21 protein-coding genes and 1 pseudogene are annotated in these 23,460 nt (G+C 40.2%); 10 read left to right on the top strand and 12 right to left on the bottom strand.

Features of this window, described 5'->3' with window-relative positions; translation table 11 throughout:
• Positions 1–54: 54 nt before the first annotated feature.
• The 4 genes from L0Z67_RS07405 to L0Z67_RS07390 are packed head-to-tail and all read left to right on the top strand — an operon-like array spanning position 55 to position 2,955.
• On the top strand, positions 55–1,419 hold the full coding sequence (locus L0Z67_RS07405) for a COG3014 family protein (protein WP_405128642.1): 1,365 nt from the start codon (positions 55–57) through the stop codon (positions 1,417–1,419).
• Between the two features lie 8 nt (positions 1,420–1,427).
• Positions 1,428–1,853, top strand: a complete 426-nt coding sequence (locus L0Z67_RS07400; RefSeq protein ID WP_062568895.1) for a YcfL family protein — start codon at positions 1,428–1,430, stop codon at positions 1,851–1,853.
• 10 nt (positions 1,854–1,863) lie between these two features.
• Positions 1,864–2,475 carry a penicillin-binding protein activator LpoB gene (gene lpoB / locus L0Z67_RS07395; RefSeq protein WP_237127964.1) on the top strand — a complete coding sequence of 204 codons (612 nt, stop codon included), beginning with the start codon at positions 1,864–1,866 and terminating at the stop codon, positions 2,473–2,475.
• Positions 2,476–2,487: 12 nt separating this feature from the next.
• Positions 2,488–2,955 carry a glycine zipper 2TM domain-containing protein gene (locus tag L0Z67_RS07390; protein ID WP_062568893.1) on the top strand — a complete coding sequence of 156 codons (468 nt, stop codon included), beginning with the start codon at positions 2,488–2,490 and terminating at the stop codon, positions 2,953–2,955.
• 39 nt (positions 2,956–2,994) lie between these two features.
• On the opposite strand, the gene L0Z67_RS07385 is transcribed toward L0Z67_RS07390, so the two are convergent.
• Together L0Z67_RS07385 and L0Z67_RS07380 are read right to left on the bottom strand one after the other, a co-directional pair.
• Positions 2,995–4,212 (bottom strand): pyridoxal phosphate-dependent aminotransferase, encoded by a 1,218-nt coding sequence (locus tag L0Z67_RS07385; protein WP_062568892.1) that lies wholly within the window; start codon positions 4,210–4,212, stop codon positions 2,995–2,997.
• A gap of 93 nt (positions 4,213–4,305) precedes the next feature.
• Entirely contained in the window at positions 4,306–4,650 is a 345-nt protein-coding gene (locus L0Z67_RS07380; RefSeq protein ID WP_062568891.1) for an Hpt domain-containing protein, read from the bottom strand.
• A gap of 122 nt (positions 4,651–4,772) precedes the next feature.
• Between L0Z67_RS07380 and L0Z67_RS07375 the strand changes: the two genes are divergently transcribed.
• Together L0Z67_RS07375 and L0Z67_RS07370 are read left to right on the top strand one after the other, a co-directional pair.
• A complete protein-coding gene (locus L0Z67_RS07375; RefSeq protein WP_405128641.1) occupies positions 4,773–5,372 on the top strand; it encodes a tRNA-uridine aminocarboxypropyltransferase in 600 nt (199 codons plus the stop codon).
• Positions 5,372–6,148, top strand: a complete 777-nt coding sequence (locus L0Z67_RS07370) for a CLCA_X family protein (protein ID WP_062568889.1) — start codon at positions 5,372–5,374, stop codon at positions 6,146–6,148. The genes L0Z67_RS07375 and L0Z67_RS07370 overlap by 1 nt, the downstream gene beginning before the upstream one ends.
• On the opposite strand, the gene L0Z67_RS07365 is transcribed toward L0Z67_RS07370, so the two are convergent.
• The 3 genes from L0Z67_RS07365 to apbC all read right to left on the bottom strand — a co-directional run bounded on the left by L0Z67_RS07365 (position 6,114) and on the right by apbC (position 10,405).
• Positions 6,114–8,609 carry an EAL domain-containing protein gene (locus L0Z67_RS07365; protein ID WP_062568888.1) on the bottom strand — a complete coding sequence of 832 codons (2,496 nt, stop codon included), beginning with the start codon at positions 8,607–8,609 and terminating at the stop codon, positions 6,114–6,116. The two genes, L0Z67_RS07370 and L0Z67_RS07365, sit on opposite strands and share 35 nt — an antisense overlap.
• A 128-nt stretch (positions 8,610–8,737) precedes the next feature.
• Entirely contained in the window at positions 8,738–9,325 is a 588-nt protein-coding gene (gene dcd, locus L0Z67_RS07360) for a dCTP deaminase (protein ID WP_062568887.1), read from the bottom strand.
• 3 nt (positions 9,326–9,328) lie between these two features.
• Positions 9,329–10,405 carry an iron-sulfur cluster carrier protein ApbC gene (gene apbC, locus L0Z67_RS07355; RefSeq protein WP_405128640.1) on the bottom strand — a complete coding sequence of 359 codons (1,077 nt, stop codon included), beginning with the start codon at positions 10,403–10,405 and terminating at the stop codon, positions 9,329–9,331.
• A gap of 176 nt (positions 10,406–10,581) precedes the next feature.
• Here apbC and metG point away from each other — a divergent pair, with 176 nt between their 5' ends.
• Positions 10,582–12,606, top strand: a complete 2,025-nt coding sequence (gene metG, locus L0Z67_RS07350; RefSeq protein WP_405128639.1) for a methionine--tRNA ligase — start codon at positions 10,582–10,584, stop codon at positions 12,604–12,606.
• Positions 12,607–12,680: 74 nt separating this feature from the next.
• Here metG and lepB read toward each other — a convergent pair whose 3' ends face one another.
• On the bottom strand, positions 12,681–13,340 hold the full coding sequence (gene lepB, locus L0Z67_RS07345) for a signal peptidase I (protein ID WP_083515298.1): 660 nt from the start codon (positions 13,338–13,340) through the stop codon (positions 12,681–12,683).
• A 193-nt stretch (positions 13,341–13,533) separates the two neighbouring features.
• Here lepB and L0Z67_RS07340 point away from each other — a divergent pair, with 193 nt between their 5' ends.
• On the top strand, positions 13,534–14,235 hold the full coding sequence (locus tag L0Z67_RS07340; RefSeq protein WP_062568885.1) for a PilZ domain-containing protein: 702 nt from the start codon (positions 13,534–13,536) through the stop codon (positions 14,233–14,235).
• Positions 14,236–14,241: 6 nt separating this feature from the next.
• On the opposite strand, the gene L0Z67_RS07335 is transcribed toward L0Z67_RS07340, so the two are convergent.
• The 4 genes and pseudogenes from L0Z67_RS07335 to aceK form a co-directional block, all read right to left on the bottom strand.
• Positions 14,242–14,496, bottom strand: a complete 255-nt coding sequence (locus L0Z67_RS07335) for a DUF2999 family protein (protein WP_062568884.1) — start codon at positions 14,494–14,496, stop codon at positions 14,242–14,244.
• Positions 14,497–14,549: 53 nt separating this feature from the next.
• Positions 14,550–15,511, bottom strand: a pseudogene (locus tag L0Z67_RS07330) (zinc-binding dehydrogenase).
• A gap of 8 nt (positions 15,512–15,519) precedes the next feature.
• Positions 15,520–15,915, bottom strand: coding sequence for a hypothetical protein (locus L0Z67_RS07325; protein ID WP_193988697.1), 396 nt, complete (start codon positions 15,913–15,915; stop codon positions 15,520–15,522).
• 62 nt (positions 15,916–15,977) lie between these two features.
• Positions 15,978–17,780 (bottom strand): bifunctional isocitrate dehydrogenase kinase/phosphatase, encoded by a 1,803-nt coding sequence (gene aceK / locus L0Z67_RS07320; RefSeq protein WP_405128638.1) that lies wholly within the window; start codon positions 17,778–17,780, stop codon positions 15,978–15,980.
• A 105-nt stretch (positions 17,781–17,885) separates the two neighbouring features.
• On the opposite strand from aceK, the gene L0Z67_RS07315 reads away from it, so the two are divergent.
• Together L0Z67_RS07315 and L0Z67_RS07310 are read left to right on the top strand one after the other, a co-directional pair.
• Positions 17,886–18,833, top strand: a complete 948-nt coding sequence (locus L0Z67_RS07315) for a LysR family transcriptional regulator (protein ID WP_405128637.1) — start codon at positions 17,886–17,888, stop codon at positions 18,831–18,833.
• Between the two features lie 111 nt (positions 18,834–18,944).
• Positions 18,945–19,388 (top strand): hypothetical protein, encoded by a 444-nt coding sequence (locus L0Z67_RS07310; protein WP_193988694.1) that lies wholly within the window; start codon positions 18,945–18,947, stop codon positions 19,386–19,388.
• Positions 19,389–19,393: 5 nt separating this feature from the next.
• On the opposite strand, the gene icd is transcribed toward L0Z67_RS07310, so the two are convergent.
• On the bottom strand, positions 19,394–20,659 hold the full coding sequence (icd, locus tag L0Z67_RS07305) for an NADP-dependent isocitrate dehydrogenase (protein ID WP_405128636.1): 1,266 nt from the start codon (positions 20,657–20,659) through the stop codon (positions 19,394–19,396).
• A gap of 93 nt (positions 20,660–20,752) precedes the next feature.
• Positions 20,753–23,434 (bottom strand): 7TM diverse intracellular signaling domain-containing protein, encoded by a 2,682-nt coding sequence (locus tag L0Z67_RS07300; RefSeq protein WP_405128635.1) that lies wholly within the window; start codon positions 23,432–23,434, stop codon positions 20,753–20,755.
• Positions 23,435–23,460: the final 26 nt, after the last annotated feature.

Here is a 23,460-nt window from a genome sequence, read left to right as displayed (position 1 = left end):
AGAAGGTTAAGGCGCATATGCTAATCTAATCAAAGTGTTTAAAAGGAGTGCTCAGTGCGTCGATGTTTGTTTATAGGAGCGGTTAGCTTTTTATCAGGTTGCAGCACCATAGGTATTACTGATCTATTCCAAGATTATGCAACGCAGCTTAAGCCTGTACGACAAGCTGTCAGGCAAAATAATATTAGCAATGCTAAGCAATTATTACCTAGTACGAGTTCATCGCACAGCAATTACTTACTGAATCAGTTAGAAAGTGCGCGACTGGATTTTTTAGCCCAGCAAAACGACGCATCGAATGAAACATTCGAGACAATTTACAAACGTGTAGAAGATAAGCGCCAAGCTGCTAAATTACAACTTAGCGCAGGGTTAGAACAAAGCAACTCGCTTTTAACAAATGATACTGTTATAAGCTATCAGCCCGCAGCCTATGAGATGACTATGCTGCATAGCTATAAAGCACTCAGCTATGTGTTTAATTCGCAATTGGAATCGGCACTTGTAGAAGTAAGACGAGCAAATAAAGTACAAGAGGACGCACTAAAAGAAAACCAAGCCATTGTTGATGAACAAGCAAAAAAAGCAGCGCAAGGTTATCCAAGTATGGATGCATTAATTGGTAATGTAAAAAATGGTTTTCAAAATGCCTTTACTTTCTACTTATCAGCAGTGCTTTATGAGGCAAATAAACAATTTGATGATGCTTATATTGATTACAAAAAGGCATTAGAAATAAATCCAGATAATCAATATCTTCAACAAGATGTTTTGCGACTCGCTAAAAAGCAAGGGTTTGCCCAAGAGTATGAGCGTTTCAGCCAACAATATGGTGAGCTAAGTGTTACGGATAAGAATCACGGACAGGTCATTATTATTGCAGAGCAAGGCCTCATTGCCCAAAAACATGCTTTCAATTTAAGGCTGCCTATTTACACCTCCCGAGGTGATGCCCGATTTTATAGTTTAGCACTGCCTATTTATGCAGATACGCCCTTCTCGGTAACTGAAAACACAGTGCAACTAGAAGACAAAAGCTTGGAGCTGAAACCGATAGTTCGTCTTGAAGCGTTAGCAGCCAAAACACTTGAAGATCAAAGCGCTGGTCGTATATCACGCCAGGTATTGCGACTTATTGCGAAAGAAAAAATGCGCGCTGAACTTGCAAGAAGTGGCGGAGATGTGGGCAATATTTTAGCAAATATTTACAACCTTGCCTCCGAGCAAGCGGATACGCGCAGTTGGTCAACTCTTCCAAGCCAACTAAGTATCGCTCGAACACGTTTAGCTTCAGGTTCACATACTTTGAAAATCAAAGGACATAACGACCTTGATTTTACTGTTAGTAAGCAAGGGTTAACCTTTATCTTTCTAACGTCTATTAATAACTATTTTGACTCTCATGTAGTCCAACTCTAGGAGCAATAATGAAACACATACTGCCACTTTTAATGATTTTGCTTGTTACGGCATGCTCCTCACGCCCAACCACATCTGGTATCGGTGTTGAGCAAACAGGTCAACAGTATAACCAGCAATTAATTATCGATAACCCTGAATTAGCTAAGAAACTTGCCATAACAGACGTTAAAACCAGACAAACCAACGGCCTAACTGATGTTGTGGTAACACTGGCTAGTCAGTACAAAAAGTCACAGTATCTGCAATACCAATTCACTTGGTACGACGCTGATGGGTTTATGATTAGAGGCAACCACTCCCCTTGGCAAGCTATCAAGCTATTTGGTTTTGCAAAAACTCAATTACCGGGCTTAGCCCCGACAGCAAATGCTGTTACCTTCTCGCTTGCTGTGCGTGAAGTGTCAACAGAAGCACAAGAATTTGAAGATTAAGGATACTACCATGAAATTAATTTCTGTTAAGTCGGCTGCGGCCATCGCAATAACAAGCACTCTGATGCTTTCTGGTTGTGCTAATAAAGCGGTCGTTAGCTATGGTGACGCTCAGGCGGTTGAAACAGTTGATGTCAATTTTGGTTCAACAGACTTACAAAAAGTAGCGAGCCAAATGACTGATTCATTGCTTGCCTCGCCTGTGGTTGGTACGCTTACAGCGAATAGCCGCCCTATCGTGTTTGTAGAACGTATTAAAAACAAAACCAGTGAACATATTGATACAGAATCCATTACCGATTCCATCTCTACACAATTACTTCGCAGTGGTAAGTTCCGTTTTGTTGATATGACCCGCGTTGAAGCTGTTCGTGAACAACTCAACTTTCAGAACGTTGACCCGCTAGTCAACCCAAATACAGCAATCGCGTTTGGGCAGCAAGTGGGCGCACAATACATGCTATATGGCAACCTATCGAGCATCGTAAAATCAAATGCAGATAAGTCTGATGTCTATTACAAATTTACAATGCGCTTAATGGACTTAAAAAGCGGCCTAGTTGAATGGGCAGATGAAACTGAAATTCGTAAAACACGTGAGAAATCAACTTTTGGCTGGTAGTCAGGAGGACATATGAAATACCTGATTAGTTTATTGACTGCGTGTGTATTACTAAGCGCGCCAAGTTACGCCGACTATCAACGCAACAAAGCTGTTCCTGTGCAGCAAGTGTTGTTTGGTTCTGTAGAGTCAGTGAGAATGATAACAGAACAAGAACTGGTCAAAGACAAAACTAACGGCTGGGAAACCTTTGGCGGTGCGCTTATTGGCGGTGTCATTGGTAATCAATTTGGCGGCGGCAGTGGCCGTACAGTAGCGACTATTTTGGGCTCAATGATTGGAGGCTCTGTTGCTCACAACCGTCAACAAACAAGTCGTGTTGTGCAATATCAGCTAGTTGAGTTAATGATCAAAGTCGAAAATGGCGAACAGTACATGGTTGTACAAGACAAAGACAACCAAATGCTCTTTAATCAAGGAGATAAGGTCCGCTTAGTCTACCTAACTGACAATACTGTACGTGTTGATAAAGCTTATTGATCTGTAATGAAATTAAAAAGCGAGCCGAAGCTCGCTTTTTTAACTTTGCCTGTAGTCAGCAAAAAAACGCTGCATTTTACTCATCGCTTCGGTTAAATCATCTTTGTTTGGTAAAAATACCAATCTGAAATGATCAGGATCTGGCCAATTAAAGGCGCGCCCGTGCACAAGCAAGATTTTCTCAGCTTTGAGTAAATCTAAAATCATACGTTCATCGTTTTTGATATTAAAGTGCGCCGTATCCACTTTCGCAAATGCATAGAGTGCCCCTTTGGGTTTTTTACAGCTAATGCCATCAATAGCATTTAAACCACGCCATGCTATATCACGTTGCACATACAATCGCCCACCTGGGTTAATCAGATTATCAATCGACTGCACACCCCCTAACGCCTGTTGAATGGCATATTGTGCAGGCACGTTTGCACATAAGCGCATAGATGCCAACATATCAAGACCACGACTTAAATCTTCCATCATACTGGTGCGGCCACTTAATACCATCCAGCCCATACGAAGACCCGCAGCACGGTATGTTTTAGCCAAACCATTAAAAGTAATAATGGGTACATCATCACACAGTGCACCAATGGAGCTATGGGTAACCCCATCGTATAAAATTTTCTCGTAAATTTCGTCGCTTAATAATAATAGCTTATGCTCACGGGCGATATTGATAAGCTCCATCAAAAGATCATCACTGTACACCGCCCCAGTAGGGTTATTCGGGTTAATAAGCACCAATGCCTTTGTTTTTGACGTAATCTTACTTTTTATATCCGCAATATCAGGAAACCAATCTTGCTCTTCATCACAAAGATAATGCACAGGGTTGCCCCCTGCTAACTTAACTGATGCCGTCCATAGCGGATAATCCGGTGCCGGAATAAGCACTTCGTCGTCATTATCAAGTAATGCTTGTGTGGTCATTTGAATTAATTCGCTGACCCCATTGCCGATATAGATATTATCGACATCAAGATTAAACAAACCGCGTTGCTGGTAGTGTTGATAAACAGCCACACGGGCTGAGTAGAGGCCTTTAGAGTCACAGTAGCCTTGGGCCGAATACAAGTTACGGATGATATCTTTATGCATATCTTCAGGCATATCAAAGCCAAAGGCAGCAGGGTTGCCAATGTTAAGTTTTAATACTTTTTGCCCTTCTTCTTCCATTTTTCGAGCTTGTGCAAGCACAGGCCCACGGATGTCATAACAGACACCGTTTAGTTTGTGACTCTTTTTTATTTGTGACATGGTTACCTCTACTAATTAATCTTTAGACTAACCTAGTAAAGGGCAACCACGCTAGTGGATTTTTGAGGTTATAACTGAAATAAATTCAAGTTTTTAGCGAGCAGCAAGCCATGCTTGCAATTTTTCTTGCGAGCCTTCAACTTGCGCTTGTAAGTTTTGTGAATTTGCTTTTGCTTTGCTCACTTGCCCTTCATTGAGATCCTGCTCTATTTCACGGGCAAGTTCTGATAAACTCATAGCGCCAAATTGAGCAGCATTAGATTTTAAGCTATGTGCATGACGTGCCGCTGATTCATTATCAACATCAATACAAGTGAGTGCCTCATTGCTCAGTCGTTGAAACTCACTGCAGCAAAAGGTCAAGGTGTCGGCAAATTGATCACCTAAAAGCGATTCCATACCTTCAAGTGCACTTTCGTCTATTGTGATCGTCGTCATCTTTTTCCCTTAATTAAAAACATAATCCCCTCTAGTCGCAACTTTAGTTGCTTACATCAAAAAAGCAAACTACTTCTTACTAATGTATACTAGGCAAAAATTAGTAATTTACCTAAGTTTATATGGCTAGAGAACTCTGCCCACATTGTGGCTTTTCGATAAGAACATGTCTATGCGATGCGATAAACATAATTAATAATAAACTAAAAATCATTATATTACGTCATCCAAGTGAAGAAAAAGTCGCTAAAAACACAGCAAGACTTTTACAACTAGGGCTGAAGAACTGTGAAATTATTCAAGGTGAGTCTGAGAATGATTTCTCTGTGCTAGCCAGTCACCCTAAAACAACAACAGCCGTTTTATACCCAAGTGATGACTCTTTAAAGCTTGATGATTCAGGTCAAGCTATGCACGACTTTAAAAGCTCATTGACCCATTTAATCGTGATTGACGGGACATGGAAAAAAGCATTTAAAATATTAAAACTCACCCCAACCCTAGAGTCATTTAAGGCCGTCAGCTTCAACCACTTACCTGCTAACAAGTACACAATACGTAAAGCACCTCGTGCTGATAGCTTATCGACTTTAGAGGCCGTGGCACATAGCTTGGCCTTAATTGAAAACTGTGATGTATCTCCTCTATATCAATTACTTAACGCACTTATAGATAAACAAACTCAACATATGCCAGAACATGTAAAGGCACGTTACTTGTAATGCGAGTGTCTAAACGATTGAGTGCAGGGTTTAACCGTCAAGGCCCTAATTATCGATTTGATGATCAAGTCGACTTTGATGAAATTCGTGATACGTTTGGTTTTAGAACCATGATTGTGGGTAACTGGGTTAACAAACAAGAGCGATTGTTGGCAGCTAATCTCATCTATGACGCACTTGCAGACCTTGCGCAAATTCTGCAATTACCGCCTGAAGCGATTGGGCTGCGCAAAAAACTAAATTTTGCATTTGGTCATGGTGGCCAAAAAGGCGTACAAGCTCACTATAATGCGCATAGTCAAACTCTCGCTCTTGCTAAAAATGCAGGCGGTGGAGCACTTGCCCATGAGTGGTTTCATGCATTTGACCACCATATTTGTCAGCATATGTTTCCACAACGGCAAAGCATGCAGTTTTGCTCTGCTCTATGGTTGCAACAAACCCCCAACTTATCTCATCAGTTAAATCGCTACTTAGATCAATTTTTCCAGCATATTTTTTTAGATATTGATGGAAAAAATCCAAATGACTATGTAAACCAATCCATTAAATTTGATAAAGCGATGCAGCAACTGTATATGAGCATGCCTGAAGAGCTAGCAGCACGTTGTTTTGAAAAATGTATTTCAACACACACAACAATTACTAATACCTTCTTAGTCAGTGGCTTAAATGATAGTGGTTTAATATACCCAAGTGATACCCATGCATTACAATGTACTGAGATGATGCACTTGTACTTTAATCAACTAGGTGCGCTTTTACATCGAGGCTGATATCAATTGATTTGAAATTTTGGATCCAACTCACATAGTCATCTGCAGACATTGGCTTTGCAAAATAGTATCCCTGACCAACTTGGCAGCCATAGCTTTTTAAAATAGCCAAACTCTGCTCATCCTCAATCCCTTCGGCAACCACCTCCGCACCTAGTGTCGTTGCAATATCGCAGGTTGCTTTACAGATACTTTTATCGTTGTTAGAAAACTGCAAATTAAGTACAAACTGCTTATCTATTTTTACTTCATCAAAGCCCAGTTGGCTTAAATAAGCCAAAGAAGAATAACCAGTGCCAAAATCATCAATAGCCAATTTAACACCGATGAGTCTGTAGTCATTGAGTAATACTTTAATTTTTTTACTCTCTTCCAACGTAGCTGATTCAGTCAGCTCGAGCATCACACTGCTTGGCTCAACACCTTGCTCATTCAACTTAGTGATAAATAGCACTGGTAAATCTTTATTGAGTAAGTCTTTAGCTGATATATTAATAGAGATAACATGATTTGGGATGTGCTTAGTAAATATTGCTTGCCACTCAATTCCCCGCGTTACCACCCACTCTGTTAACTGATTAATAACGCCTGATGATTCAGCAATAGGAATAAACACTTCTGGACTAATCGCTCCTAAGGCGGGATGCTGCCAACGCAGCAAGGCTTCACAACCGACAACATTCCCTGTTTTTAAGCAAACTTGTGGTTGAAAATACAGTGCTAGTTGGTCTTCTTCAATTGCACTCTTTAGTGAGGCTGCAATAAGTAAACGCTGCTCAGACAAGCGCGCATTTTCTAAGTCAAACATTCGCCAGCGCTCACCTTGAACCTGCTTTTCACTCATAGCTTGAATAGCACATTGCAAAATTTGTTTCGCGGTATTGCCATGCATTGGGTAGTACGCTACACCAATATCAACCGAATCCACTAACTTGATATTATTATGCGAAATCCCCTCTTCAAACACCCCATGTATAACACAAGCAAACTGTTCAATATGACTAAGCTCAAGCTCCCCTAAAATGACACACGCGAAAATGCTGTCGTCAATTCGTGCAATCCACACCCCTTGCTCCGAACGCGTTTCTAACTTTAGGGCATTAATTGACTGAAGCTGTTGAGTGAGGGCATTAAGCGTCGTATTTATACACTGATTAGCATGGTCATAACCAAATGTTGCCCGTGCATTGGTTAACACATGCGGCCTAAACAGCATAATTGCAAAATGCTGCTTCTGTGAGACTTTTTTTACCATTTCATCGAGTAACAATTGCTTGTTAGGTAATTGAGTATCAGCATCATGGGTGAGGCTATAGTTAAATGACGCTATGCGATGCCTGTCTTTGAGCAATAAAACCGTACAAATTGCCAATGAACCTATCAATAGCACAATATCTTGTATTACATGCTTTCCAAAACCAAAACCATTCCAAATAAGCAAACTCGCAAACTGACATGAGAGAATTATCAGCATACATTGACGCAGCAAGCTTGGATGATTTTTCTGCTTGTTTAATATAACTGCCGTCGTAACCGACAACACAATAAAGCAGCTACAGCTGACGATATAAACCCAGCTTAAATTAAATGCAGGTAAGAATGATGTCATCAAGGCAATAGCAAAAAACATGACTATTGCCACTAACCATGTTTGATTTAAACCGCTTCGGCTATTTTTAATATTTAAAAACTCGTATAAAAAGTAACTTACAAAACCAAGGGAAAATTCATAAAAAGGCCATTTGGTCGACCAGCCAAGACCCGAAACTAAATAACCACTTAAGCCGTTATCAATTAAAAAGCTCATACCTACCAAAGCAAAGTACGTACTTAAAAATAAATACTTTACTCTTTTAGAAACAGCATAGTAGACAAGGCAAACAAATATACAAATAAGTAATACACCAATAATTGCACCGTAACTCAGTATTGTTTTATGTAAATTAATTTCAAACCGTTCGGAATTTACGACCCCTAATTGCAAGTTGATATCCCTGTCGTGCTGAAAATTAACCAATGCCCAACGGTTTTCAGACCTATGCTCAATAAGCCAGTGAGGCCTTACATTTGATAAACTTGGTAAGGGTATTAACCGCGCATCATTTTTCGCTGTTGAGGCACTGTCTAAAATATAAAACTTCTTCCACATCAAATTAGGTTCAGCTAGATAGGCGACATAAGTTTGCGCATGTGGCAGTTGATGTAAATCGATAACCATCCAATATGATTGGTTGGCTTTAATACGAAGAGTATCGGTATTGTTCGCGGGTAATTTTCTTTGTGTAATCAGTTTTTCATCAAGTTTATCTGCCAAAACACTCAGTGGCTCATTTGACTGAAACAACCAAATAGGCAGTTGAGAGGAAAAACTTGAGAAGGATAAAACACACAGCAAGATAGCACATATCGCACAAGCGAGTTGTTTATAAAACCTTACTACGCGCATGTTATATGAATGCATCTTAGCTCCGTGCCACCAAACATAGATAAAAGTATGGGATCTAAGCGCTTAAATTGCCAATTTTATAGGAACTAATTATATAAATAAGGAGGGATTTGCGGCGGTCAAATAAACCACCGCATTAGACTTTACTTGCTATCGTCACTAATACGACTTGCTACAGCGGAGTTTTGATCTTTATATTTTGCATCTTTACGTGTGTTATATGGGTTCTCAGAAGGACTCGTCATTGTTTCAAAACTCATTGCCCCTATCTTCATCATTGGACGCAGTGCAAGTGGCAATTTTCCAGAGTTATAAAACTCCAGTACAATGTTGCCAGACCAACCTGGGTCAATACGGTGTGCTGTTACGTGCACCATCAAGCCAAGTCGCGCCAGAGATGAACGCCCATCAAGCCAACCCACTATATCAGCTGGTAGAGTCACTTTTTCGTAAGTAATTGCGAGTGCTAGTTCACCTGGGTGTAGGAAAAAAGCCTCATCTTCATTTAACACGATTTCATCACTCATTATTGATTCCATCGCTTTATTTAGCTGATCTTTTGGTCCACTCAAATCGACATAGGCGGCGGTGTGATCCTGAAAAACACGAAACTTATTACCCAAGCGTAAATCGACTGTGACTCCTGAAATCATTGCCTTACTTGGCGAGGGCTCAATAACAATACGGCCATCATTAATGTATTGTTGAATATGGGTATCTGATAATCTCATTTATTAATCATCCGTTATAACAATCTCAACAGCGCTTTGCGCTTGTTGGTAATATAAACTGCTCGCAAGTACGCGTGCTGCTGTCTTGTATGTTTCACTAATACTTTCTGCGTTATTTTGCGCAATTAAGTGACCTTGTTCAGAACTTTCACGAATCTCTGTTGCTAGTGGAATTGTCGCAAGTACAGGCACACCATGACGATGAGCTAAAGTAACTGCACCATCTTTACCAAACACATGGTTTGGCTCTCCACAGTGACCACACAAAAAGTAACTCATGTTTTCGATAAGACCCAATACAGGCACATTTACTTTATTAAACATTGCGATACCTTTTTGTGCATCTGCTAATGCTAAATCTTGAGGTGTTGTGATGATCACAGTGCCGCTGGCTGGCACTTTTTGGCTCATAGTCAATTGAATATCGCCAGTGCCTGGGGGCATATCGACAATCAAATAATCTAGCTTCCCCCAATCGGTTTCATTTAACAGCTGATTAAGCGCCCCCGAAGCCATGGGGCCACGCCACACAGTCGCATCATCACTCGGAACTAAAAAACCTATTGATTGCGCTTTGAGGTTATGTGCTTCAAAAGGCAGTAGATGTTTATTGTCTGCTGTTTTTGGCTCAGCGCCCTGCAAGCCAAGCAACAGTGGAATAGATGGGCCATATATATCAGCATCCAATATCCCCACTTTAGCGCCTTCTTGTTGAAGTGCCGCTGCTAAATTGACTGCCGTAGTCGATTTACCAACTCCACCTTTACCGGAAGCTACGAGTATAATATGTTTAATCTGCTTAAACTTACTAGCTTCTGACAGTTTCACCTGGGCTTCAATCGTTACTTTACAAGCCAACTTTTGGTTGATGAATGCTTCAATATCATGAATTTCACCCAGCCCTGCAAAAGGCAGAACAAGCTTAACATGCCAACTTTTGCCATCAGTTTGCTGAATATCTTTCACCCAGCTTTGTTCTATGCCTATCGCAAAAGCACTACTTCGATAAGCAGCCAATGCCTCAAGCATCGGTGCTTTTTCAGTCGATTTTCCAGAGAATATTTTTGACAGTCCAAACATAGCAATAAAATAGCGTTTCTTTGATGAAAAGTGCCACGGAATTATGTAACATTCAAAGCATTAAAACCAGACAATTAATAAATATCACCTGCTTGTTAAGCATAGACTGACAAATAGGTGGTTAAAATATGATAATCGCGTATTTTAAAGGCGGTTATCCTCAATTCGGAATGATTATGGCACAGCGAAAGATCCTCATAACTAGCGCATTACCTTATGCCAATGGCCCGACTCACTTAGGTCATTTATTAGAATATATACAAACTGATATTTGGGCACGTTTTCATAAGCAACAAGGTCATGAGACCTACTATGTTTGTGCAGACGATGCTCACGGCACTCCAATTATGCTTAATGCGCAGAAGCAAGGGATCACGCCTGAAGAGATGGTTAAAAATGTCAGCATTGAACGTCAACGCGACTTTGCTGATTTTAATATCGAATTTGATAATTATCACAGTACCCACAGTGACGAGAATAAAGCGCTTAGTGAACTTATCTATAACCGCTTAAATGACGCTGGTCACATCAAAAAGCACACTATTTCGCAACTTTTTGACCAAGAGAAAGGTATTTTCTTACCTGACCGATTCGTAACAGGCACATGCCCTACGTGTAAATCTGAAGACCAAAATGGCGACAGCTGTGATGCATGTGGCGCAACCTATAGTCCGACTGAGCTTATTAATCCGCGTTCAGTGATGTCGGGCGCAGAGCCTGTATTAAAAGACTCTGAACACTACTTCTTTGACCTACCGGCATTTGAAGGCATGTTAAAAGAATGGTTGCATTCAGGTTCTATCCAACAAGAAATGGCCAATAAATTGGATGAATGGTTTGCTGATGGCCTTCAACAATGGGACATTAGCCGTGATGCGCCTTACTTCGGTTTTGAAATTCCGGGTGCGCCTGGCAAGTACTTTTATGTTTGGTTAGATGCACCAATCGGTTACATGGCGAGTTTCAAAAATCTATGTGATAAAAAAGGCATCGATTTTGATGCATTTTGGGCTGAAGATTCCGATGCTGAGCTTTACCACTTTATTGGCAAAGACATCATTTATTTCCATAGCTTATTCTGGCCTGCAATGCTTGATGGCGCAAAATTTAGAAAACCTACAAACGTTTTCGCCCATGGTTTTGTGACTGTAAATGGCGCCAAGATGTCAAAATCTAAAGGCACTTTTGTTAAAGCTCGCACTTACCTTGATAACCTAGATCCAGAGTACTTACGTTACTACTATGCTGCAAAGCTTAACGGTGGCATTACTGATCTTGATTTAAACCTTGAAGACTTCGCACTGCGTGTAAACTCAGATTTAGTAGGTAAAGTTGTTAATATCGCGAGCCGTTGTGCCAGCTTTATCACTAAAAAGTTTGACGGAAAATTAAGCGACACAGTTATGGACGAAGCATTACTAGGTGAATTCCAAAATGCCGCAGACAGTATCGCTAATCACTACGAAAATCGTGAATACAGCCGTGCTATTCGTGAGATTATGGCGCTTGCAGATAAAGCCAACCAGTTTATTGATGCTAAAGCTCCATGGGTGTTAATTAAAGACGAAACTAAACAACAAGAAGCGCATGATGTGTGCTCACTTGGTTTAAATATGTTCCGTGTACTTATCACTTACTTAAAACCTGTTCTGCCAGGCATGGCAGCTAATGTTGAAACCTTCTTAAATGACGATTTAGCATGGCAAGGCGCTAAAACGGCACTTAAAGGTCACGCAATCAATAAATTCAAACCGTTAATGCAACGTGTAGAAATGGATAAAGTAAACAAAATGATTGAAGAATCTAAAGAAAGCCTTGTGGCTGAAAAAGATAAAATCGACCCAAACAGCCTATTGGCAAAAGAGCCAATTAGCCCAGAGATTGAGTTTGATGACTTTGCGAAAGTTGATTTACGCGTAGCGAAAATTGCCAAAGCAGAACACGTTGAAGGCGCAGATAAGTTATTAAAACTGACGTTAGATTTAGGTGGCGAAACTCGCCAAGTATTCGCAGGTATTAAATCTGCGTATGCACCAGAAGACATTGAAGGAAAGCTAACGGTAATGGTAGCAAACCTTAAGCCTCGTAAGATGCGTTTTGGTATGTCTGAGGGCATGGTATTAGCAGCAGGCCCTGGCGGTAAAGAAATTTATATTCTTAACCCTGATGAAGGCTCAGAGCCTGGCATGCGCGTAATGTAATCTTATCGCTCTTAAAAGAACCGTTGTGTTTTTAGACACAACGGTTTTATTTTGTCTGAAAATTTTGGCTGAAATTAAGGAGCTGAGTACAAATCCTTTAAAACACGTTCTTTGCGTGGAAAATAATTATTATCATAATCAAGTGACACGATGACTTTATTCGCTTTACCAAGTAGCTCATCTCGAGGCACAAAACCTATTACTCTGGAATCTGCACTGTTGTCACGATTATCGCCCATTACTAAATACATATCCTTAGGAATAGTCACTTTAGAAAAGTGCTGTACCAAAGAAGGCGTTTTTGAAACCTGAATAACATGTGCCGCGCTAGGCAAGTTCTCTATTAAAGTTTGCTCAATATCATTCTCTTTTAACTTTGTGTAGCTGATTGCTTGGTCATTAATGATCAGCTCATTATTAATCATACTGACGGTATCACCCGGTAAACCAATTACTCGCTTAATTAGACGATTATTAGCTGCTTTAGAGTCAAAAACAATGATATCTCCCACTTCAGGTTCAGCTGTTCTCATTAAGGAAGTATGAGTAAAAGGAAGCCGCAAATCATAAGCCATTTTATTTGTTAGAATCCGATCACCTTCAACAATTGTTGGGTTCATTGAAGCAGTAGGTACTTCATACCAATCAGCCACAGCACTTCTGAATACGCTCATTAAACAAATAAAGATAATGAGCGAGCGGTTATTTTTCCAAAGTTTATATAATCTTCTCATCTTCCCTCCTAGAACCCGTTAATTTAAATTTGATTCGTCAATTAAGACGTCGCTGGCCAACTGCAAGTTCAGTATAAAATGTAACAAAATAATAAGTATTAAAGTCAAAAATTAATTTCACCATTTTGTAGTAGTGATTTTATGTTCCGAATAACAGATACTAAAGAAAATAATAATCACAAAATACCCGTAAATGGATGTTACAAAAGAAAAAACAGCACCTCAGTTAGCAAACAAGTCACCCTTTTTCTTAGACCTCTTGCCTGGCAAGCTAATTGATTTACAGTTTAGTAACCCTATTTCTATTCGATTTAAGTTAACACTTGTTGGCTATGAAACCGGAAAGTACTTAATTTTGAAGTGCCCTGCACAAGTTGGTAAAAATGATTTCAAAGATGTGTTAGTTGAAGGCAATGGTGCTATTGTGCGCTACATCGTTGAAGATCAACGCGGTGAGTGTGTTGCTTTCACAACCAATATCATTGCATTAACCGTTCGCCCTGAACGTTTGATGTATTTAGCTTACCCAAAAAATATTGAAAGTCGCCAACTACGTGAAGCAAGCAGGTTACAAACTCATATCCCTGCAAAAATTAGCGTAACCGAAAACCCATCAGATGATGATAAAACATTGTTGCATGGGCTGATTATTGATATTTCGCCGACAGGTTGTCGCTTTGCTATCCATGTCAAAACCGGCTTTTTAGCTCTAAAACGTCGCCAAGTCTTTGTACATATCCTTTCGCCGCAAGATAGCTCTACGCAAGTTATTAGGGCATACATTAGAAACAATCAAATGAAAGGCGATCGATTAAATGTTGGTATTGAGTTTGCCGAAGATGAGCAATATAAATTGCACAAGCTACTGGAAGCTTATGCAATTGATATAGATTAAACTAATTTATTGATTTTTAAACTGTTGCTTAGCCTGCTCAACTTGCTCAGCATTAATACCGAGTGACTCAGCCGCCTCTTTAATTAGATTCGGCTGTGTCATTACTAAAGCCATTAACTGCTGCAGTTTTTCTGGCGGGATACCTAGTTGTTGTATTTGCGCCATCGCCATCATTGGGTTTTCTAAGAAAGCACTGAATAAGGCATGCACTTGTTCGTCACTAACATTATGTTCTTTTAGAGTTTCTATAATCGGGTTCATACTAACCTTTACTTAGACTTTGAATGTAAAGAAATTATATGGGCGTTTTGGTGTTATTCAACTAATAACACTACTTTGCCTGCGTTTTCGTTGTTATCCAAAATTCGATGCGCTTCACTTGCCTGTGCCCAATTGAGCGTTTTATAAATATTATAATCAAAGCCACCAGCAGCTAATGTGTCATAAAAACGTGAAATAAACTGGTCGCGCAAAGTACGCTTAAATTCATTGCTGCGATTCCTTAGCGTAGAAGCATGAAAAGAAATTCGTTTACTAAGCAATCGAGCGAAATCAACCTCTGCAAAGCGGTTATCCAAAAATGCCAGCATAACTATTTGGCAATCCATGGCTGCAACATGGGCGTTTTTGTTCAAGTAGCTACCAGAGACTGGATCAACAATGGTATTCGCTGTGAGCTCATTGTTTTTCATATACTCGACAAAATCGGTTGTTTTATAATTGATAGCATGATCAGCCCCCATTGCTTTTGCATGATGACACTTTTCTTCACTTCCTGCTGTCACCACGACATTCGCACCGATGCTTTTCGCCATTTGAATTGCTGCACCGCCTACCCCACTGGCTCCTGCATGAATAAGTGCAGTGTGTCCTTCTTTAAGACCACCAAATTGAAACAAGGCAGAATAAGCCGTCAAATAGACCTCACTTATCGCAGCCCCTTGTGCCATGGTCATTGACTCAGCTAAGGGCATTATTTGAGCCGCATCTACCGCTACATATTCGCTATAAGCCCCCCTGCACACAAAGTAAAAATCCGCTGATTTAGCCAATCTTTAGTCACTTTGCTACCTTGTTCAACAACCACTCCTGCACATTCAAGTCCTAATATAGGGCTATCTCCTGCAGGGGCAGGATACTTTCCCTGTCGCTGCATGCAGTCAGCACGATTAACCCCAATAGCGGCGACCTTAACTAACACCTCGTGTGGTTTTATCTCTGGAGGGTTGATGTGTGCAAAGTGTAAGTTTGAATCTTCGTGCTTAATGTAGCGCATAGCAGCCCCTATTTTGTAATGCGTCGCCATGTTTCGGCTTCAATCAATTTGCCATTTTCGTACAAAGTATGGTGCCAAACATCGCCTTCAACTTTGTAATCAAATGCCATCGTTTTTCCTAATAATGAAGGTACATTACCATAGGAAAATGTTTCGATAAATTGTTGCTCTTTAAGAATATATTCACCACCACCAGCATAGTGAAACTGGCCATTTTTTTGTGTTATGTAACTAAAATGAGAGTCAGTGATTAATTTTACCGAGCTCAATTCGGGGGCTTTCGCTGTCACATAACCATCTTCAACAGCATACTTTCCTTCAATAAACTGCCAGCTGCCAAGTAATGGATTGGCATTCACATTGATACTAAGTAGCAAACTTGCAATAAGCGTTATTTTTTTCATTATCTCTGTCCTTGTTTTATCAACTCCTTGGCTTACGTTAGTTCTTTGTTCCAATTAAGGATTTAAGGTTGAGATTTTCTCATCTGTGAAAAACGCCAAGACTGTTTATAAGGATATACATCAAATAGTTGACCATTATTTATTGCCCTTTGAATATCTTGCCACATGGTTGCGGTAAAAATATCATGGTGGTGATGATTAAAGAACGCAAATGCGGCTTCATTAGCACTAAAGAATACATTGAATTGACTAGGAAAAATGTCGTTATCAGCAATATCAAAATAACTATCACTATTGAGCTCGTCTAACGCATCATCTGTTTGCGGTAATTCTCTAAAGTTGCAATCAGTCAATGGGCAAATTTCGTCATAATCATAAAACACCACTCTCCCCCATCGCGTCACACCAAAGTTCTTCATTAACATATCTCCTGGGAAGATATTCGCACCGGCAAGCTCCTTAATTGCTTTTCCGTAATCGTTCATCACCTGTTCGAGCTTTCGTTCATCGCATTGCTTAATATACAAATTTAGTGGTGTCATTTTGCGCTCTACGTAAACATGACGAAGGATGAGTGCATTGCCAGATATGACTAAACTATCACCGATTTGCTGCTGCATCGTTTGTAATAACTCATCACTAAAACGGCTCAAGTCAAAAGCAAGATAACGAAATTCATGTGTATCAACCAAGCGGCCCACACGATCTGCTTGTTTTACATAATCGTATTTCGCCATGACTTGCTTTTTAGTGGCTGTTTTTGGTGCGTTGAACCTATCTTTTATTACTTTGTAAACATAATCTGAGCAAGGTGTTGTGAACACTAACATCACCATCCCCGGTGTACCTGGGGCAATTACATATTTATCATCACTAGGACTGCTGCGAGTCGTATCTACTTTGTAACGATAGAACTCTGTTTTTGCATGTTTAATAAATCCTATCGCATTGAATAGTTCAAAACGTTGCTTGTGAGGCATTAACACACTTAAGTAATCAACGTAACGAGCTGGCTGGTCCGTATCCACCATAAAGTAAGTGCGTGCGAAACCAAAAAGTAAGCTCAGTTGGTCAGCTCCCATCATCACAGCATCAATCTCGAGGCCTCGCTCTGTATTTAATAATGCAATGGCAAATGGCATGTTATCGCCATTTTTTGCAATGCATCGACCTATTATATAGCACGCTTTATTTCTAAAAAATAAGGAGTTGGCATACTCAATATAACCATCGTTAAGTGTAAGTAATTGATATACTTGTGGGCATTGATGTTTAGCACCTGCAATCAGTGTGCGCTGCAAAAGCACTACATCATCGTCAAAGTTTGCATAACCGACCCGAAATACATGGCGCTTAATTAATGACGAGACTGCCTCATCGAAACCATCTTTGAGTGAGATGCGACTCACTAAAGAATCAAATGGTCTAGGCCCTAATCGATAACGTGCCTTTAAAACAAATAAATGAACATTACGGATCTTTCGAGAGTCCCAAATAGCACCAAATGTCGAATTAAAAAATGTGTGAGCAATAGGCTGATTTTCATGGTTTTGTACCATCTCACCATAAATCTGTTTCGCTAAAAGCCAAAGTGCAGGGTCATCCACTTCACTGTATGCAATGATTTTTACAGCGTTGCTAACTTTACTCACTTGCCCTTCGTAGACTTGTAAGCGTAACTTCATCATCTGTTGAACTTGCTGCCATTGGCACTGCTCAAAACGACTTTGTGCACCTAAAGTAATATTTAAAAACTCCGCAAACATAGCTTCAAAGCCTGCGAAGACTGCACGTGCAAGCTTAGTGGCTATAACCTGTGTTAATTGCTCTGATTGCGTTTTTTGTTGTATAACTTCATTTGGCATTATTAATGTCGCTTATACTGATTATTTTAATGGTGCTGTTTACACACCATAGCAAGCACGCTTAAATTTAGATAATTAATAGCAAGAATAAATAAGATTGATCAGATGAATATTAGGCATGTTGACCTCAACCTTTTAGTGTATCTAAATGTGCTCATCGACGAGCAAAGTGTGTCTAAGGCTGCAAATAAACTTGCCCTAACACAACCGGCGATGAGTAACGCACTGAAGCGACTGCGTGATTTATTTGATGACCCACTATTAGTAAGAGCCGCGGGCGCAATGACTCCTACAGCGAAAGCCTTAAGTCTTAAGCCTGAAATAGAATCGCTGTTAAAAATGGCAGAAGAAATTACTCAGCCAAGTGAACTATTCGACCCTAGCACGGCTAGTGTTACTTTTCGGATCATGGCAAACGACTACCTTGAATCAACACTTATTGCGCCATTTATCACACAGCAGCTAGAAAAAAATTCTGGTCTTAATTTTGATATTTTGAGCCCCAGTGACGTAACCCTACAAGACATGGAAAAAGGCACGATCGATTTGGCGATTAACCGCTTCAACGGCCTTCCTCGCTCTTTTCATCAGGCCAGTGTTTGGCGTGATAATTATTGCTGCTTAAGCCATCCCGACAACCCTTATTTACAAGCACAATCACTTGAGAGCTACCTAACGCAAGAGCACATATGGGTAAACCGTGCGGGCTGGGGTGCAGAAACGGCGCTAACAAATAAATCAGGAAGTCAAAAACTAGGCTGGGTTGATGAAGCGTTATGGCAATTAGAACAAACTCGCAATATTCGTGTGTTTACCCGCCATTACATGGTTGCAAGTTTACTGTGCCAATCAAAAAATCTCATCGCAACCCTGCCTCGCCGACAAGCCATGTTATTAGTAAAGCATACTGATTTAGTCATAAGCCCTGTGCCATTTCAAATCGTACCGATTGAAGTGAAAATGCTGTGGAGTCCGTTATTGCATCATTCAAACCCACATCAATGGCTGCGCAGAGAACTTATTGCTTTTGCAAGCACAGTGGCAGATCGGTAAAACCTCCGCAATATTGATAAAATCAATATCAGTTATTGAAAACAACAATTTCATAAATAATGATTGAGGCGCTAGAGTGAAGTTAAGCACATAAACAAAGAGAAGATAATTATGGAAACTTCAGCGCAATTCACTCAACAGGACGGCCTTTACATTAATGGTCAATTACACGCATTCATCGAGCAGCAGCTTTGTAAAAAAAGTGACCTCGCTTGTGAAGATATTTATCAAACTCTTGCCACTATGGTTGATGAGTTTGGTTGTCAATGCCGTAAAACTAAACATCAAGAAGATGATGTTTTACAAGCAGACACATTATTAACAGCGTATAGCACAGTGCGTACACATCCACATTGCCACGTTGATGCACAAACAACGACGGCGGTTCTTGACGAATATTGCTGCCAAGTGCCTGCTATTTTAGTTGTTGCTTTAATGGACACACTAACAGGCATAACAAGCAATGAGCCAGGTGCTGAGCGTATTTATCAACGTGCAGCTGAACTCACAGGAAAGCCTTGTGTCTACGCAGTTAAAAGCGCCAATGCAGCTTAATATGTTTATTTATTTGAATTCCTTATTCGAGCGATGATGCTTTTTGCAAAGTCACTGCAACTAAGCATCGTCGCACCGGCCGAATGAGTCGCCAAATCAAAAGTCATTTCATTCGCAGCCAAAGTTGACTCTAATGCCAGCTCTATTTTATCTGCCGCTTCATGCCATTTCATAAACCGTAGCATCATCACTGCACTTAAAATGCTACTTGTTGGGTTTGCAGTATTCTCGCCAGCAATACGATTAAATGTGCCATGAGTAGGTTCAAAAAATGCCACGTCATTGTTTAAATTTGCCGCAGGCATAATGCCAACTCCACCTACTTGCGCTGTTAACATATCTGCTAAGTAATCGCCGTTTTGATTCGTTGTAACAACCACATCAAATTGCTCTGGGGTCAGTAGGGCTTGTTGCAACATATTATCAGCAATCACTTCTTTAATAGTTAAATCACTTAAGCCGTCGCGTTTGATAACTAACCAACGACCATTTTCGTGAGGATGCGCATTAAATTCTTGCTCTGCAAGGGCAAACGCCCATCGTTTAAAGGCACCATCGGTAAATTTAAGCACATTACCTTTGTGCACCACCGTCAGTGAGTCGCTTTTTTGTTGAAGTGCATAATTAACAGCATAACGCATCAAACGCTCAGCCCCGTCTTTTGAACTATTCTTGATACCAATGCCACACTGTGTGTCAAACCTCAGTCGGGTTACTCCCATTTCTTGACACAAAAAATCAAGCATGCGTTCGTTATCAACGCTTCCTGCCTGCCATTCAATTCCCGAATACACATCTTCAGAACTATCACGGATGACTGTTATGTTGGTTTTCTCAGGCTCTTTTAAGGGCGAAGGAAGGCGTGAATAGCTGCGAATTGGCCGCATATTAACGAACAAATCCATTTCATGGCGAAGGGCCACATTCAAAGAGCGAAAACCTCCTCCAAGGGGTGTTGTTAAAGGGCCTTTAATCGCTATTTTGTATTGTCTAACGGCGTGCAAGGTTTCTTGGGGAAACCAATCACCATCATACAGTACAGCCGCTTTTTCACCATTAAATACTTCCATCCAATGAATTTTCTTTTCATCGTGATAAGCATGGTACACCGCAGAATCGACAACACTGCGCATCACAGGGGTAATATCCTGCCCGACTCCATCACCTTCTATGTAAGCAACGATAGGATGTGAAGGGATATGCCATACGCCAGATGAGTCAATCGTGATTTGCTCTCCCTGCTCGGGGATGGAAATGTGTTGATACGACATATTCGCTTCTTATTGATTATTATTTAAAGCTATTAATAGCAACGATTTACTTCACTGTCTGCGCCTGTGTGCGAATAGTCACTATTCAAGGCATTAATAATTCACTTTAGTGATTTCATCTTGCATGGCGCAAAACAAAGAGGTAAAGAGCTGCGCATCTAAAGTCACCGTGTCATTTTTAAGTGCCGTATCCACCGCAACGGCTTTCACATATAGTTGCTCACATTCAAACATATTAGCAGCGCCTTTTAGCATGTGAACATTTTTACTCAAGCCATCAATATCCATAACTTTGTACTGCTCACGCATTTCTCGATACTGATCCTCAAGCCCTTTTATATAATCATCTTTTAAAACTTGAAACTCTTTATCTGGTAATTTGATATCGCTTAATTCGTCGCAGTCCAAATAGCTGGAAATTTGATGGCTAAAAGCATTTCGATCTATCGGCTTTGCGATTAAATCGACAAATCCTTGCTTCATGTAACGCTCAATTTCATGTTTCATAGTATTTGCAGTCAGCGCAATAATAGGTGCTGTCACCCCTGTTGCTTGCATCATTTTTAATGCTTCTTGACCGTCCATTATCGGCATTTGTATATCCAATAAAATCAAATCGAAGGTATTTTCTAACGTTTGTTGGACAGCATCTTTACCATTTTCTACCGTGGTTACTGTCAAGCCCATCCGTTCTAGAATTCGTGCAATTAAACGCCTGTTATCTGGATGATCTTCAGCGAGAAGTACATGACCTTTTAAATTTTCTGGTTCATCTAATTTACAAAATGGCGATGTTTCTACCAGCCTGACTTCACTAATGTTATTTAGCCAACGTGTTTTTTCTGTTTTGTAGACTGCCATCGACAATATAAATTCACTGCCTGAGCCTACATGACTCTTAACACTAATGTCGCCATCGAGTTTTGCTGCTAAACTTTTCGAAATATTTAAACCCAGCCCTGTCCCACCATACTGACGTGAGATAGACGAGTCAGCTTGGTAAAACGCACTAAACAGCGATGCTTGCTCAGCATCTGTCATACCAATACCTGTGTCTTTAACACTGATTGTAAGAATATCGTTATCACAACTTACCGACAGTGTAATGCGCCCCACTTGCGTAAATTTGAGCGCATTAGTTGTTAGGTTCAACAAGATCTGTCTTAATCGACTTGGATCAGTGACAATGTAATCAGGTAAAGGAAATTGATAATCAACACTAAATTTAAGGCCTTTATCACGAATTTGTTTACCTATTAGGGATTCAATATTGGCAATTGTGGCAAATAAGTCCGTTTCTATCAGTTCAATCTCAAGCTTGTTAGCCTCAATTTTTGACATATCTAAAATATCATTAATTAAACCAAGCACATGCCGACTATTTTGTAAAATAACCCCAATACCATGGTTACGTTCATGGGGTTTTATATCACCGAGCATTATACCGTCCGCATAACCAATTATAGAGGTCATGGGCGTGCGAATTTCGTGGCTAATATTAGCAAGAAAACGGCTTTTCGCTTGGTTAGCATCGCGTAATTCATCAGCAAGTTGTTCAAGCTCTAATGTTCGAGAATGTACTTTTTCTTCTAAGTTTTTGGTCAGTTCAACATTATCATCGTGCAGTAGCCTAAATTTATCAGCAACAGCAAAAGCCAGTAACATAGCATCCATCGCCGTGCCGATTAGACCGAGCAAATATAAGTTAACCGTTGTAGCAGGCAACAAGCCAAGGTTAGTTAAATTACCAACCATATTTGGTAGCATCATCGCAAGATAAGCCAACACAAAGTAACGTGCTGGTTTAAATCCTTTAAGCATACAGCGCACACCAATGTATAAACCCAAACACAGTGCAATACCCGTGACCACCGTAGACCAGTAGAAACCAAAACTTGGCCATAAAATACAAAAAGGAATACCGAGTGTCGCAATAACACCCACAGTCATTGACAGCTGTGCAAGCTTTGGAAAAGTCTCTTTTAATTTCAGTAGGTTATTATAAAATAATATATTTGTGAGTGGCGTTAGTGCGAAACCGAGCCAATGCAAATGAGGATTGTAATAGCCAAATAATTGGTCAGATATATGAAAAAAATGACTCCACGCGAACACCCATGAAGCAGTAAAGAGCGCATAATAAAGGTGAGTGACATCTCTGGAAACAAGGTAAATTAACAAATTATATAAACCAAGCGCAATGCCAACTCCAAAGCACAGCATCATCACCATATTCTCTACAGTGATAGTATCAAAATAACTCTGGTACGGCGTTAACACAAGTTTTGCAGGCGTATAAAAATAATCACTTTCAAAGTAAGTAATCAATACATACTGCTTTCCCTTTTCTAGGGTTAGCCGATTACCATAATGGAATGCAAACTGGTTTCTCTCGACACCTCCTGTAAGATAGTGCTGAACAGGTTTACTAGGATCCGTTAGGTCATAGACACGACTTTCAATTTTCGATACAAGCGTATTGTAAGGATAGAGCACCAAATCTTCTCTGTTACTTTGGTTATCTATCTTAACGATCAGCCAATAACTCCCGCCCACCGAACTAATGCGAGATTGAGGTGTTTTACTTGACTGCCACTGGTTAATGTTAGCCGCTGACTGAGGAAACATATTATCCTTTGCCATGAGTACTTGCCCAACATCATGTAAATTCTGCTCAGCTGAGTCATCTGTATAAACATAAGTTTGCGCAGCATTGGCCGAAAACATCATGCTAAGAAGAAAAAGCAGACTGCCTACATAGAACTTAAATCTCATTCATCTATCTCTTAAGCAAGAACAAC

The organism is Pseudoalteromonas sp. PB2-1 (assembly GCF_045040605.1).
GTDB lineage: Bacteria > Pseudomonadota > Gammaproteobacteria > Enterobacterales > Alteromonadaceae > Pseudoalteromonas > Pseudoalteromonas arabiensis.
The sequence above is the reverse complement of the archived record's forward strand: the minus strand, read 5'-3'. Positions and strand labels throughout refer to the sequence as shown.

What these genes read in the sequence shown, in the direction of transcription:
- L0Z67_RS07375 (WP_405128641.1), top strand. Translation starts at nt 4,773, where the DNA reads ATGGCTAGAGAACTCTGCCCACATTGTGGCTTTTCGATAAGAACATGT.
- L0Z67_RS07385 (WP_062568892.1), bottom strand. Translation starts at nt 4,212, where the DNA reads ATGTCACAAATAAAAAAGAGTCACAAACTAAACGGTGTCTGTTATGAC.
- lpoB (WP_237127964.1), top strand. Translation starts at nt 1,864, where the DNA reads ATGAAATTAATTTCTGTTAAGTCGGCTGCGGCCATCGCAATAACAAGC.
- L0Z67_RS07315 (WP_405128637.1), top strand. Translation starts at nt 17,886, where the DNA reads ATGAATATTAGGCATGTTGACCTCAACCTTTTAGTGTATCTAAATGTG.
- dcd (WP_062568887.1), bottom strand. Translation starts at nt 9,325, where the DNA reads ATGAGATTATCAGATACCCATATTCAACAATACATTAATGATGGCCGT.
- icd (WP_405128636.1), bottom strand. Translation starts at nt 20,659, where the DNA reads ATGTCGTATCAACACATTTCCATCCCCGAGCAGGGAGAGCAAATCACG.
- L0Z67_RS07365 (WP_062568888.1), bottom strand. Translation starts at nt 8,609, where the DNA reads ATGCATTCATATAACATGCGCGTAGTAAGGTTTTATAAACAACTCGCT.
- L0Z67_RS07370 (WP_062568889.1), top strand. Translation starts at nt 5,372, where the DNA reads ATGCGAGTGTCTAAACGATTGAGTGCAGGGTTTAACCGTCAAGGCCCT.
- L0Z67_RS07340 (WP_062568885.1), top strand. Translation starts at nt 13,534, where the DNA reads ATGGATGTTACAAAAGAAAAAACAGCACCTCAGTTAGCAAACAAGTCA.
- L0Z67_RS07310 (WP_193988694.1), top strand. Translation starts at nt 18,945, where the DNA reads ATGGAAACTTCAGCGCAATTCACTCAACAGGACGGCCTTTACATTAAT.
- L0Z67_RS07325 (WP_193988697.1), bottom strand. Translation starts at nt 15,915, where the DNA reads ATGAAAAAAATAACGCTTATTGCAAGTTTGCTACTTAGTATCAATGTG.
- aceK (WP_405128638.1), bottom strand. Translation starts at nt 17,780, where the DNA reads ATGCCAAATGAAGTTATACAACAAAAAACGCAATCAGAGCAATTAACA.
- L0Z67_RS07380 (WP_062568891.1), bottom strand. Translation starts at nt 4,650, where the DNA reads ATGACGACGATCACAATAGACGAAAGTGCACTTGAAGGTATGGAATCG.
- L0Z67_RS07400 (WP_062568895.1), top strand. Translation starts at nt 1,428, where the DNA reads ATGAAACACATACTGCCACTTTTAATGATTTTGCTTGTTACGGCATGC.
- lepB (WP_083515298.1), bottom strand. Translation starts at nt 13,340, where the DNA reads ATGAGAAGATTATATAAACTTTGGAAAAATAACCGCTCGCTCATTATC.
- L0Z67_RS07390 (WP_062568893.1), top strand. Translation starts at nt 2,488, where the DNA reads ATGAAATACCTGATTAGTTTATTGACTGCGTGTGTATTACTAAGCGCG.
- L0Z67_RS07335 (WP_062568884.1), bottom strand. Translation starts at nt 14,496, where the DNA reads ATGAACCCGATTATAGAAACTCTAAAAGAACATAATGTTAGTGACGAA.
- metG (WP_405128639.1), top strand. Translation starts at nt 10,582, where the DNA reads ATGGCACAGCGAAAGATCCTCATAACTAGCGCATTACCTTATGCCAAT.
- L0Z67_RS07300 (WP_405128635.1), bottom strand. Translation starts at nt 23,434, where the DNA reads ATGAGATTTAAGTTCTATGTAGGCAGTCTGCTTTTTCTTCTTAGCATG.
- apbC (WP_405128640.1), bottom strand. Translation starts at nt 10,405, where the DNA reads ATGTTTGGACTGTCAAAAATATTCTCTGGAAAATCGACTGAAAAAGCA.